Genomic DNA, 12,326 nt, shown 5'->3' on the forward strand with positions numbered 1-12,326 from the left:
AAGCCCCTCCTTTTCAGAAGGGGCCAGAATCGTCTAATGATCCCATCGCAATCCTCAGCCTCCGGAGCAGGTGATCATGGTGGTAATGCCGTCAGTCGACCAATATACGATGATTACTCTGCTGTCTGGCAAGGTAACATTGGTATTGGTACCGTACGGAATACTCGTGCCATTTATTTGCACGCCGGTGATCGTATACGGTTCTGAATACGGGGTGCTGCTCGGTCCGATCGGAGCAACTATATTGTCGTAATTTGAGCCCATCACGATCATGATCGGAATTGACTCGGAAACAGAGTTATTCACGTTCAAAGAAACCGATTGCAGCCTGTTCTTTCCTTTGCCTGAGCCATTGTCTTGATTCGAAGGCGGTGTCACCACCTTGATCGTTCTCACAGTGGTATCGTCCTTTGGTGCAGAGGTTTGGGAGCAGGAAGCGAAGAAGAATGATGCGCATATCATTTGTATGCACATAACTCTACAGTATTTATTGTGTGTGTTCATGTTGGTTATGCGTCTGTTGTAAGTTGCTTAGCATCTTATCGAAAAGGTCAGTGTCGGGCAACCGTGTTGAATATGTACCGAGAGTCTGCTGCACTCTTGGAATGTTCATTTGAACCGGCGACCAACAAATGCTAAACCTCATACGAAACAAGTTGCTAAGGATGAATTACAACTCAAATATACGTACTATTTACTCATGACCCGCACTTTTATCACGTCATTGTCACATTATCCAATTTAGCGCGTCATTCACTCAGGGTTCGTGTTGGCATTGGTAAACATGACCGGAGACCAGTGGTTGCCGTGGCAGACGGAATCGAACACGGAGTCGAACACAACGTAGGAATGGAGAACCCTCCCCGCGAACACCGGGTACACTGTCCGATGTACTTGATACACATCGCTTGTATCGAGTCCGTACACCTTCAGCGTGTCGATCATCGTTTGGTAAATCGCGATCGCCTTGTTGGTATCTACGTATGCGCCGGCAAGCTCAGTAGTGTCCTTGAATCCGAGCCTGAGATCGCCTCCGCGAACAAACTCCTTCAATACGTCGATCGAGCGTTCATATACGGTACGCTGATCAGCAGGAGGAGTCGGTGTCGATTCGTTCCGAATACCTACCACGATGCTGCCGGCCAGAACAACACTGCAACAGTAGAGGGCGATTTTGTCGTATGTACGGTTCATTCGTGCCTCTATCGTAGTCCCACAATGTACACTGCTCCCTTCGAATTCATTATCGCACCGTTGCTCCAGGGCGAATAAGACCGGGAAGTGTAGTTGAAATTATTGTATGCGATCTGCGCATGTTGCCCCGCCTTGCCGAATGTGCTTTGCGGCCACGTATCGTTGATCGAAACCCATCGGCTTGTGCCAAGGTGCTCGGTGGTCGCGTATCCGTCGGCTACCATAAAGTGGGAGCCCGCGTGTGCGCTATCGAACTGATCTACCGGCCCCGCATTCCATTGGAAGATTACGGGCTGATTTCGATCGATGGCCGCCAGGATCGTATCCCACGGACAAGAACTGGGCGAGCGTAGTGCGTACTTGGGCAGAACATTCATGCTTGCCAAATACGGAACAAAGAAAGGATACCCTTGCATATTATACTGATCTGGTACCGAATCTCCATGGCACATGATGCTCGCGGTGTCGGCCAGCATTGAATCGCGGTAGGTCGGCGGAGCGAAGAGAGTCGTGTAATAGAGGATGTAGTTCTCACGGGCAAGCGAGCATTGATTCCACGAGCTATCGCGAAAATACCGCATGACCATCTCGGTGCACCCCGCCCAACAAAGCTCATCACTATGCTGAGAAATGATCGGGACGCAAAGCTGAAGTTGGTGTATCGGGGGCCGCTTTGGCTGCGGCATCCCTGAAAATGCGGTCAATGCAACGAGCACGACCCAGATAGCCTTCATTCGCATCATAACGTTCGCACACAAGAACTTAGGGAAGGGCGGATGTTCACATCACGTCCTTCCCATGCAATAATCTATTTCTTGCATCAGTGCCCACCGCCTCCTGCACAGGAGATTGTAGTCGTGATCGAGTCTGTACCGGCTCCGCCAGTAGGGGCAGTAGTAAATGTGACCTGGGAGTATGCGTTATTCCAGGCACATGTGATTCCCATGTAGTTATACTGAGCGGTGAGGGAATACGTACCCGGGGGTAGGTTATTCACTGAAGTCACTACAATGTTGTTGATCGAGAACACCCAACCGACCGGAGCACAGGTAAACCACGTTGATGATCCGTTATTCCCTACCAACAGGGTGGTCCCGGAGACTTGGAATGTGACGGCCCCGGAGCCATCTGCGGAATTATAGGAGCCGACCGTCACAGTGATCGATTCGGAACCACACATGAAGGTCAGTATGCCTTGGCCCGGAGGGAATATGCAGGCTGTTGCCGGCGCGCCGTTAAACGTTGCGCTGTACGTCCAGTTTCCTGGTCCGACATACGAGTACTGGTTCTGACCGTTTGCCGACCAAACGCCCTTGCCGCTGTTATTTACCGCTCCACCTGTGGTACCTGTCGGAGTAATGGTTAATACCCAGCCTGGGGCGGGGATCGTACAGGTGCCTTGCGCTTTTGTACTGGTAATCGTTACACCAGTCGTCCCCGAGAGAATAACCGCCATCATAGTAGTCCCAATCGTAACCGTGACTGTCTGGCTCGTCGTTGGGTCAGTGAAAGTGATCTGTCGACTACTGGGGTTGTACGAGCAAGTCGCAGGCGTGTTGTTATTCCCGGCGGCGTTCAACATGGCTGTAAGCGTCCATGTTCCGACCCCGCTGAGCGATAGCGTGGGGGACAAATTATTCGACCATTGTCCCAGCGTCCCGGTCGCTTGCGAGGTTCCGGCAACGGTAAAGACCCAACCACTCGGAGGTTGAATGGTTGCTGATGGCGGGGGGGTGCCTGGTGGCACGGTGATGTTCAGTGCGCCCTGCGGCGTTGGATCAAATACGAATCCTGATGGCGGTGCTGGCATGGAGAGTCAGTGAATAAAGATGATGCCTTGCGTGCGGACAGCCAACTCTGTGGCGCGGTCTGCTTGGTCCGCCAGCAAGATGAAAAGGATAGAGCGAAACCGCAGGACAAAGATACTACGAAAGCCTTCCATCTCCAAATATTCGGCTCGCGCCAACCGTATATGGTGATCGGGAATCCCTCCGAATTCCCCGAGGTTCCTCCACCATCACCAGAACCACTTGATGGGCACCACCCTCAACATTCGCCTCTGGACCGACACCGACGATGTTTCGGCGCTGACCGAGATGCTGCATCGCGCATACAAGCCGCTGGCCGATATGGGGTTGCGCTTCCTTGCCACGCACCAGAATGATACGATCACACGTGAGCGTGTGAGCGCGGGGAAGACGTTCTTGGGCGAAGTCGATGGGGTTGTGATCGCGACCGTCACGCTCGTCGCACCGGAAGATGCGGGTGGATGTCCATGGTATGACAGGCCGGAGGTCGCGAGCTTCGGTCAGCTCGCCGTCGAGCCGCATTTGCAAAAGCAGGGGATTGCAGCGAAGCTCCTCGATCTCGTCGAAGCAGAAGCAACAGCGATGGGCGCTGCCGAGATCGCACTCGATACAAGCGAGGAAGCACATCACCTTATCAACTACTACGCAAAGCGGGGATATCGGTTCATCGAATACACCCAGTGGCCCGATGTCAATTACCGCAGCGTGATCATGAGCAAAACATTGTGAGCCGTTCTGTCAGAGAGTCTATTCTACAATTGATGTGGCGCGAGCCGAAGCGGTACCTCATCGCATCTCCTCGCCTCGCAGACGGCACGCGCATCGACATACTCCATCCCGGCGACTTCAACGATCATCGCGGCGGCCCCGATTTTCTTGGCGCGCGCATCGCAATCGACGGTATCGTCATCAGCGGCGACATCGAACTCCACCGTAACACGAGCGATTGGGATAAACACGGGCATACATCCGACCCGAACTACGCAGCAGTCATCCTGCACGTCGTACTCGATGCCGACGAAGAGATCCATCCGCATCTGCCGACACTCCTGCTCCGGGAGAATCTCCGATTCGACGAACGCTCGTTCTGGCAGCGACTCTTCGAAGCGCGATACGCGCGTGCGCCGGAATTGCCGTGTTATCCGCATAACCTCGCCGTACCGATGAAGCGCAAGCGTGCGCTCATCGCACAAATGGCGACGCTCCGGCTCGACGAACTGGTGTCGCGATATGAGTGTGGTTCGCATGAGGCGCTGCTCGATGCGGTATACGCTCATGTGATGGACGCGCTCGGATACAGCGAGAATCGTGCGCCGATGAAAGAACTTGCACGCCTCTTGCCACGTGCGTTCTTACAAACCGTTCGTGAGCGTGAGAATGCGGCGTCGCTGCGCAGCATCTTCGAAGCGTTGTATTTCGGTGTGGCGGGATTGCTCGATGCGCCATCGGAAGCGTATTCGAGCGAGACAAACGAATATCTGCTCGATCTCGGCGCGAAGTGGCAAAGCCTTCAGGTGGATTACGATATCCCTGCAACGCTTGCCCGAAACGACTGGGCATTCTTCCGCATCCGCCCGACAAACACGCCCTATCGCCGCGTTGCGCTTGCAGCTTCGCTGGCAGCGCGGTATTTCTCCCGATCCGATTTCTCGCTTGCAGAGGAGTTGCGCTTCGATGACGAAACGAACTGGTGGCTCACACACACAAGCTATACGAGCGTTCTCGACGAAGCACAGTCGCTTCTTGGCGACGAACGCCTTCGCGCGATCGAGATCAATGTGTTGCTCCCGGCACGCATCGCTGCACTTCGTCTGCGCGGAACGGACGCTGCATCCGTGACGAACGAGAAGATATTGCGCCGCGAATGGGAAGAGGCACCGTCGCGTTCGAGCGCAACGTACATGCAAACGATCGAACAAGAACTACTCGAAGGCGAACGACTCCGCACGACAGCAGGCGAACAAGGTGCGTTGCATCTGTATCGTACGTATTGCTCATGCGGCAGATGCGCCGAGTGTCCGGTCGGGAAGCAGTTGATCGAGGCGGGATGGCAGGCGCCGCTCGCATAGGAACCGATGCATTCGGTGCCCCGTTGCTCCGCGTTGAAACACATCCATCATCCCGAACCGTATGAATATCCGCTCCTCGTTCTTCGTCGTCGCGTTGGCCAGCGTATTGATTGCATCATGTGCGAAGCAAGAGAACAAACCCGCTGAAGACACGCTGAAGGTCACCGGCGATCCGCGCGACCCGATCATACAAGCGGTCAAGGCGCTCAATGCGCAGGATACAGCGGCGTATGCGAAGACGCTGAACCAAACCCAACTCAAGTTCTTTCGCGAGAATGCTGCGGCGATCACACGCGGAATCGGTTTGCTCAAGGGCGAGACGTTGACCCCGAACATCATCTCCAGCCGGTTAGATAGCACCGCAAAGAATGTAGGCTTCGTGAAATTCTCAATCACGGCAGACGGGCCGGTGAAGGTGACCGGCGACACCATCGAACAGCAAGTATTTTTCGAGGACGGAGCCTGGAGGCAGCAATGGATCTTCGCCGCCCTTCGGCCGGTGATGCAAGCTGTCCAGCCAAAGCAAAAGAACTAAGCAATACAACAACCCAGGAAATGAAAAAGCCGCCCTTGGGCGGCTTTGCTGTTTTGAGCGGGAGACGGGATTCGAACCCGCGACATCAACCTTGGCAAGGTTGCACTCTACCAACTGAGTTACTCCCGCATTCATTGGAGCGCGTTATTAACACCTATGAGCGTCCGGAAGGTTTCCAGCGAAATGATGGAAAATCGGATTTTTGGATGTTGCGTCTTCTATGTTGAATTCGGTTGGTTGCAGCGGCTTGGGGCAGCAGTTTACACAGACGTCATTCTGAGCAACGCGAAGAATCCCTTTGACGGAGCCTCAGAGGGTTTCATCGAGGGATTCTTCGCGTTGCTCAGAATGACATTAATGGATGCAGTCACTATTGGGCAGCTTGTGGTCCGTGGTTGGGCCTCCTGCGTTTCATCGAGGGATTCTTCGCTTCGCTCAGAATGACGGTAGGGAAAAAGTAAATACCAAGCTACAACCGGCCGGTTCGTGGCTTAACCTATTCTCGGTTCTTACTGTTATCTCACTTCTGGAAATTAGTACCATTGTGCCGGCGCCGCAGACCACGACCCACAATCCGCAACCTGACCTCGAGCGCGACCTGCGCCGCGAACGATTCGCGATGCGGTCGCTGCTGGAATTTGCACGTACGCTCACGCCGGATCTCGGTCCTGTCGGGATCCTCAAGAGCATCCAGCGTACGATCATGGGAAAGGCGCTTATCACCGACGGGTTCGCATATCTGAGCGACGGCGCAGATGTCGGTGAACGCCGCTACCGGCTCGTCTCGCATTCCGGTTTGCGCTCGTTCCCATTCCCCGAGACGATCACCTTCGAAGATTTGGAAACGTGGCTATTCTCGCCGCCCGAAGGCGTGCGCACGACGCTGCCGGTATTCGATTCGGAGCAGAACGATATTCTCGCATTTCTGGGATTCGGAAAGCCGCTCGTCGGGACGACCGACCTCGGCGAGGAAGGAAATTATCTCGAATCGCTTTCGCTGTTGGCGGGGATGGCGATCACGAATGCGCGGCTTTTCGAAGCCGAACGCGAACGCGAACGCCTCGAAGCGGAACTTCGCCTTGCGCGCGAGATTCAACAATCGTTGCTTCCGGCACAGCTTCCGCATCTCGACGGACTTGCATTCGAAGCGTTCAATAAACAGAGCGAACTCGTCGGCGGCGATTACTATGATGTCATTCCGCTCAGCGAGGATCGTGCGCTACTAGTGATTGCCGATGTGGTGGGCAAGGGCGCAAGCGCCGCGATCCTGATGTCGAATGTGCAGGCCTCGCTGCATGCGCTGGTGCCGCAGTTGCGCGGCGGACAAACGACGCTCGAAGAACTTGCGGCCACACTCAATACCCTCATCTACGAGAGCACTACAGCCGAGCGGTTCGTTACGGCGATTCTTGCAATCGTCGATACTTCGGCCAACGAGCTGCAGACGATTGTGTGCGGACACCCGAGGCCGATCATTTCTCGCGATGGGATCACCGAAGAAGTGCCGACCGGCGGTCTGCCGCTCGGTGTGTTGCCCCGAGCGGAGTATAGCTCGCATTGTTCCCGGTTCGCGAAGGGTGCACTGGTGTTCCTCTATACCGACGGGCTTTCGGAGGCTGTGCACCGCACGAATAACAGCCTGCTTGGTGCGCAGGGGGTGGCTCGGCTGGTCTCCGAGCTCGCTAACCAACCGGACGTCGACCTCGCGCACTATCTTGCTGCACCCAAGACCTACGAGATCCGCGACGACCTGACGGTGCTGATGTGTATAAGGAATTAGCAAAGGGAGTCCTTTTGGGGCGGCGGTGTGTTCGTTATCAAAAGGGAATAGAGTATGGCATCAATATTGGTGAACGCACACGGTAGCGCACAGGTGAAGCTGGTTCGTAGCGTACTAAAGAAGATGGGTATCGAATCGACGGTCCTCTCTGCGAGCGACGCTGAGGACATCGCACTTGGACTGCTGATGTCAAAGGTCGACCGGACTAAGAAGGTGAGCCGCAGTGCAGTTATGAAGAAGCTTGCCTCGAAAGAATGAAGGTTGAATTCCTTCAGCAGTTCTTGAAGGACATCGATCGTTTGCAGGATCCGGTCGTCCGCGCGGAGTTGGTGAATCTGATAGAGCGGCTAGAGTCTGCCCCTTCTCTTCGCGAGATTCCGCAGGTCAAGAAGCTCAAAGGATTCAAGACGGCCTATCGAATTCGCCTGAAACAGTACAGGGTTGGGTTCTACTACGACAATGGTGTGATAGAACTCGTGCGGTGTCTCGATCGCCGCGACATCTACAGACGATTTCCATAAGGCCACCTCTCCGCCTCCAACATTCCAATTACCGTGTCACCCTGCGGTTTCATCCGTATTTTTGCGGTTTCAATATATAGAAGAGTTTGAAACGTACACCGTTCTACGAAAAGCATGTCGCCCTCGGCGCCAAGATGGTCGAATTCGGCGGCTTTGAAATGCCAGTGCAGTATCCGAAAGGGATTATTGCCGAGCACAAGATTGTCCGCGAAGGCGGCGTCGGCGTGTTCGACGTCTCGCACATGGGCGAGTTCTTCGTCTCAGGCCCCGATGCGCTGGCATTCCTCCAATATATAACGGTCAACGACGTGAGCACGCTCGCACCGGGAAAAGCGCAGTATAGTGCGCTGCCGTTGCCAAGCGGTGGAATCATCGACGATTTGATCGTCTATATGATCGAGCCGAATAAGTATATGTGCGTCGTCAATGCATCCACGACCGAAAAGGATTGGGCACACTTTAGCGAGCAGTCGAAACGCTTCGATGTTACCCTGGTGAATATGTCCGACGAGACCGCATTACTGGCGATCCAGGGTGCGAAGTCGATCGAGACGATGCAGAAGCTGACGGATGTCAAGCTGCTCGATATTCCATATTATAATTATGCCGTCGGCAAGATCGCAGGTGTGGATGCGATTATCTCCCGTACCGGATACACCGGCGAGCTCGGGATCGAGATTTATATTCCCGCAGAGCATGGCGTGGCAAACAAGGTGTGGGATGCGATCTTCGATGCGGGCAAAGAATTTGGGATCGAACCCATCGGTCTGGGCGCACGCGATACGTTGCGGTTGGAACAGGGCTACTGCTTGTACGGCAACGATATCGACGAGACGACTACGCCGCTCGAAGCCGGACTCGGCTGGATCACCAAGCTCAACAAAGCAACCCCGTGCCTGGCAGCCGATGCGCTCAAGGCTCAGAAAGAAGCGGGAGTAAAGCGGAAGCTCGTTGGGTTCGTTATTGACGAGAAAGGCGCGATCGGCCGTCACGGACATCCGATTGTCAACGAAGCCGGTGAGAAGATCGGCGAAGTGACGAGCGGCAACTTGTCGCCGATGAACGGTAAAGCGATCGGCCTCGGCTACGTACCGACGGAATGTTCGAAGGAAGGTACCGAGATTACGATCGAAGTACGCGCCGGCAAACGGGCGAAGGCGCTCCTCACGAAGCCGCCGTTCGTCCAACCGCACACGAAAGGCTAAACCACCTGCCATTCCTCCCTTGGGTCGGAATGACACCGTAAGACAGACACCGTGAGTTTATCACTCGATCACGTCAGCATGCGTTTCGGCGGCCTCACGGCGGTCGGAGATCTCAATGCCATTGTCGAACCGATGGGCCTTGTGGGGCTGATCGGTCCGAACGGTGCGGGAAAGACGACCGTCTTTAATGTGATCACCGGTGTGTACCAGCCCACCGAAGGAGAGGTTCGCTTTTTCGATCGTTCGCTCAAGGGTCTCAAGCCAAGCGAGATCACGCGCGTGGGCATTTCGCGCACATTCCAGAATATCCGTCTCTTCCGCGGGATGTCGGTCTTCGACAATATTCGCGTCTCGTTTGCGCCGCGGGCGGTCAATCGCACGTTCGGTTCGCTTGCGCGCCTCGGCGGCTTCTATTCCGAAGAGAAAGAAATCGCGAAGAAGATCGACGAGTTACTCGAATTTTTCAATCTGCGGCATGTGCGCGACGAACAGGCGACGAGCCTGCCGTATGGCGATCAGCGCCGTGTCGAGATCATCCGTGCACTTGCTACCCAGCCGAAGCTGCTGTTGCTCGACGAACCTGCCGCCGGGATGAACCCGACCGAGAAGCATAATTTAATGAAGCTCATCCGTCAGCTTCGCGACGAATTCAAGATCGCGATTCTCTTGATCGAACACGATATGAGCCTCGTCATGGGCGTGTGCGAAAAGATCATGGTGCTCGATTACGGCGTAAAGATCGCCGAAGGCACGCCGAAAGAGATCAGCGCCAACGAGCGTGTCATCGAAGCGTATCTCGGTGAGGTGGCGCATGCTTGAGATCAACGACCTCCATGTATCCTACGGCCAGATCGCCGCGCTCAAAGGCGTGACGGTGTCGGTCGGCGCGGGCGAGATCGTCACGCTCATCGGCGCGAACGGCGCGGGCAAGACGACACTGCTACGCACGATCAGCGGTTTGCTCAAGCCCAAAAGCGGAAGCATCGCCATCGAAGGAAAAGAAATTACAAAAGTGCCGGCGCATGAAATCGTCGGCATGGGGATCGCGCAGTCGCCGGAAGGCCGCATGATCTTTGCGAATCTGACCGTGCTCGAAAATCTGAAGATGGGCGCGTATCTACGCAATGACCACGACGCCATTGCCAAAGACATGGAGTATGTCTTCAGCATTTTTCCTCGCTTGAAAGAACGCGAGGCCCAACTTGGCGGCACCCTTTCCGGAGGCGAACAGCAAATGCTTGCCATCGGCCGCGCACTGATGTCGAAGCCGCGAGTCCTCTTGCTCGACGAGCCGTCGCTCGGCATCGCACCGAAACTCGTGCGAACGATCTTCGAGAAGATCGTCGAGATCAATAAGAATTTGAATATGACCGTTCTGCTCGTCGAGCAGAATGCGCACATGGCGCTTGGTATTGCACGCCGAGGCTACGTACTGGAGACCGGGAAGATCGTCCTCGAAGGTCCGGCGGACGAACTCAGCGAAAACGAAGAGGTAAAGAAAGCTTATCTTGGATCGGCATAATCGGTTCGCCGATAGATTCGCACGAGTCCGACCGAATCGACCAGCGTAAACGGCGTCCCTGCCGCCTCGGCTTCTTGAACGAGTACTTCCGCAAATGTCGTCCAGTCGGCAAGATAGGCAATCCCGCTGCTATCGATGTAGCGACCGCGAGCCCCGTGCTTCATAGCGAGTAACACATCTGCATTTACTTTCCCATCGAGGTTCACAACGTTGTCGGAAACGAATGATGCGATACCCGATTGCTGCATCCCGACGGATGCAGCGGGATGCTTCCGGGCCCAGAGCCCCATGCGATAGAGGTCGCCCTCGCCCGTCGCAGTCATAATATGAGCGTATCGCACGACAGTAACGGAGAATCCCGAAAGCAACAAGACGACGAAAGCCGAGCGAGCTGCGAGCGACCATTGTGCGAACGTACGTACGAATGTGGGCGCCGACATCGCGACAAGCAGCAACCATGCGATGCGCAACGGTTGTATGTATCGAGGAATGAAATACGACGCGTGGAAAAATAGTATGTAATAGATCAGAATGCACACGCCGCCGACCAGGAGCGGATAGAGCACTTGAATATCGTTATTCGATCGTATCGAACGACCGAGCCCGAGCGTGCGAGCGATCCAGAATACGGATGCGGGCACAATAATGCAACCCACGGCCAGCACGAGTGCCGGTGTAGTTGGGTAGGGCATTGTGAAGAACGTACTCAAGACGTCGGACAACGCGACGGCGGCATGCGCGAGATTCTCGACGAGCGACGCGCCGCCGATCGATTCCGCTTGCCCGCTTGTCGGCATCAGGCTCCCGAAGATGGTGAGGTTATAGATCCACCACGGGCTGCTGACGAGAACGGCAACGACCGGCGGAATAAGGATGTGTGAGACGGGTTTGCGATCGAAGTATTCAAACACGATGAAGCATGCGACAAACACGCATGCATCGATTCGTGCAAGCACCAGCAGCCCGAGTGCAATGCCGAAGAGGATGTGTTGTGTCGTGCGTTCGTGCCTACCACTTCTGAAGTTTGCACGACGCATGGCATAGAGCAGCATCACGGCAAGCAGCATCGTCGAGTAGAGCCCGGTCTCGAGCCCGTTCATCGTTTGTGCGAGAATAGGATACGTGAGTGCCCAGAGGGCGGCGGCGGCAATCGGTGCGATCGACGCGTTCGCCGAGAGCCTCCGCACCAGCGTATACACGAGGTACACCGAAAGCGTATCGATGAGTGCATCGAGGATGAGTGTCAGTCGCAAGCCAAGCCATTTGTCCTGGCTGGCAATCGCATAGCACGGTGCGCGCAGCGCCACGACGAGCGGTTGGATGCCGTTGGTCGGCATGCGGCCGTCGATCGAGAGGCCATGCCCGTGCGCAAGATGGTACGAGACGTTCTGGTCGTAGAACGAATCGTCGTCGAAGAGGCGGCTTGCAAGGCTTGCATCGGAGCGCAGCGAAAGACCGGCTCGCATCACGAAGGTGAAAGCCAACAGCAGAAACAATATGGTACGAGAGTGGCGCATGTGCATTTGGTGGTTCAAATATACATGGCCTGCGACGATAAATTTGTATTAACTCCGTGGTGGCGCGGAACTCTGGCCGTGTTTGAAGTGTCTCATACCCTGCACGTAGAAACGCCTGTTAGGTGAGGCTACTGAATGAAAAAAAGCTGCTGCCCGGAAATGTCGAGAGACGCCA

14 protein-coding genes and 1 tRNA gene are annotated in these 12,326 nt (G+C 55.2%); 9 read left to right on the plus strand and 6 right to left on the minus strand.

What is annotated here, in order from left to right; translation table 11 throughout:
- Positions 1 to 54: 54 nt before the first annotated feature.
- From JSS75_01710 to JSS75_01725, 4 genes are all read right to left on the minus strand, one after another.
- Entirely contained in the window at positions 55 to 396 is a 342-nt protein-coding gene (locus tag JSS75_01710) for a hypothetical protein (GenBank protein MBS1902404.1), read from the minus strand.
- A 357-nt stretch (positions 397 to 753) separates the two neighbouring features.
- The gene (locus JSS75_01715) at positions 754 to 1,194 is read right to left on the minus strand and encodes a hypothetical protein (GenBank protein MBS1902405.1); all 441 of its coding nucleotides are present in this window, start codon (positions 1,192 to 1,194) and stop codon (positions 754 to 756) included.
- An 8-nt stretch (positions 1,195 to 1,202) separates the two neighbouring features.
- Positions 1,203 to 1,928 carry a C39 family peptidase gene (locus JSS75_01720; GenBank protein ID MBS1902406.1) on the minus strand — a complete coding sequence of 242 codons (726 nt, stop codon included), beginning with the start codon at positions 1,926 to 1,928 and terminating at the stop codon, positions 1,203 to 1,205.
- Between the two features lie 86 nt (positions 1,929 to 2,014).
- Complete coding sequence (locus tag JSS75_01725) at positions 2,015 to 3,004, minus strand: hypothetical protein (protein MBS1902407.1); 990 nt, start codon at positions 3,002 to 3,004, stop codon at positions 2,015 to 2,017.
- A gap of 223 nt (positions 3,005 to 3,227) precedes the next feature.
- Here JSS75_01725 and JSS75_01730 point away from each other — a divergent pair, with 223 nt between their 5' ends.
- The 3 genes from JSS75_01730 to JSS75_01740 all read left to right on the plus strand — a co-directional run bounded on the left by JSS75_01730 (position 3,228) and on the right by JSS75_01740 (position 5,606).
- Positions 3,228 to 3,731, plus strand: a complete 504-nt coding sequence (locus JSS75_01730) for a GNAT family N-acetyltransferase (GenBank protein MBS1902408.1) — start codon at positions 3,228 to 3,230, stop codon at positions 3,729 to 3,731.
- Positions 3,728 to 5,071 (plus strand): DUF2851 family protein, encoded by a 1,344-nt coding sequence (locus JSS75_01735; protein MBS1902409.1) that lies wholly within the window; start codon positions 3,728 to 3,730, stop codon positions 5,069 to 5,071. The genes JSS75_01730 and JSS75_01735 overlap by 4 nt, the downstream gene beginning before the upstream one ends.
- Before the next feature lie 61 nt (positions 5,072 to 5,132).
- Positions 5,133 to 5,606 carry a hypothetical protein gene (locus tag JSS75_01740; GenBank protein MBS1902410.1) on the plus strand — a complete coding sequence of 158 codons (474 nt, stop codon included), beginning with the start codon at positions 5,133 to 5,135 and terminating at the stop codon, positions 5,604 to 5,606.
- A 56-nt stretch (positions 5,607 to 5,662) separates the two neighbouring features.
- Here the strand turns inward: JSS75_01740 and JSS75_01745 are convergent.
- Positions 5,663 to 5,735: transfer RNA gene (locus JSS75_01745), tRNA-Gly, on the minus strand.
- Positions 5,736 to 6,150: 415 nt separating this feature from the next.
- On the opposite strand from JSS75_01745, the gene JSS75_01750 reads away from it, so the two are divergent.
- The 6 genes from JSS75_01750 (at position 6,151) to JSS75_01775 (ending at position 10,634) form a co-directional block, all read left to right on the plus strand.
- Positions 6,151 to 7,386 (plus strand): SpoIIE family protein phosphatase, encoded by a 1,236-nt coding sequence (locus JSS75_01750; protein MBS1902411.1) that lies wholly within the window; start codon positions 6,151 to 6,153, stop codon positions 7,384 to 7,386.
- Positions 7,387 to 7,440: 54 nt separating this feature from the next.
- Positions 7,441 to 7,644 carry a hypothetical protein gene (locus tag JSS75_01755; GenBank protein MBS1902412.1) on the plus strand — a complete coding sequence of 68 codons (204 nt, stop codon included), beginning with the start codon at positions 7,441 to 7,443 and terminating at the stop codon, positions 7,642 to 7,644.
- Positions 7,641 to 7,907 (plus strand): type II toxin-antitoxin system RelE/ParE family toxin, encoded by a 267-nt coding sequence (locus JSS75_01760; GenBank protein ID MBS1902413.1) that lies wholly within the window; start codon positions 7,641 to 7,643, stop codon positions 7,905 to 7,907. The genes JSS75_01755 and JSS75_01760 overlap by 4 nt, the downstream gene beginning before the upstream one ends.
- Before the next feature lie 86 nt (positions 7,908 to 7,993).
- Entirely contained in the window at positions 7,994 to 9,112 is a 1,119-nt protein-coding gene (gene gcvT, locus JSS75_01765; GenBank protein ID MBS1902414.1) for a glycine cleavage system aminomethyltransferase GcvT, read from the plus strand.
- A 78-nt stretch (positions 9,113 to 9,190) separates the two neighbouring features.
- On the plus strand, positions 9,191 to 9,931 hold the full coding sequence (locus tag JSS75_01770) for an ABC transporter ATP-binding protein (GenBank protein MBS1902415.1): 741 nt from the start codon (positions 9,191 to 9,193) through the stop codon (positions 9,929 to 9,931).
- Positions 9,924 to 10,634 carry an ABC transporter ATP-binding protein gene (locus JSS75_01775; GenBank protein ID MBS1902416.1) on the plus strand — a complete coding sequence of 237 codons (711 nt, stop codon included), beginning with the start codon at positions 9,924 to 9,926 and terminating at the stop codon, positions 10,632 to 10,634. The genes JSS75_01770 and JSS75_01775 overlap by 8 nt, the downstream gene beginning before the upstream one ends.
- Here the strand turns inward: JSS75_01775 and JSS75_01780 are convergent.
- The gene (locus JSS75_01780) at positions 10,616 to 12,151 is read right to left on the minus strand and encodes a hypothetical protein (protein ID MBS1902417.1); all 1,536 of its coding nucleotides are present in this window, start codon (positions 12,149 to 12,151) and stop codon (positions 10,616 to 10,618) included. The genes JSS75_01775 and JSS75_01780 overlap by 19 nt on opposite strands.
- Between the last annotated feature and the right edge of the window lie 175 nt (positions 12,152 to 12,326).

The sequence above is a fragment of the Bacteroidota bacterium genome, assembly GCA_018266755.1.
In the GTDB taxonomy this organism is placed as follows: Bacteria; Bacteroidota; Ignavibacteria; order Palsa-1295; family Palsa-1295; genus JAFDZW01.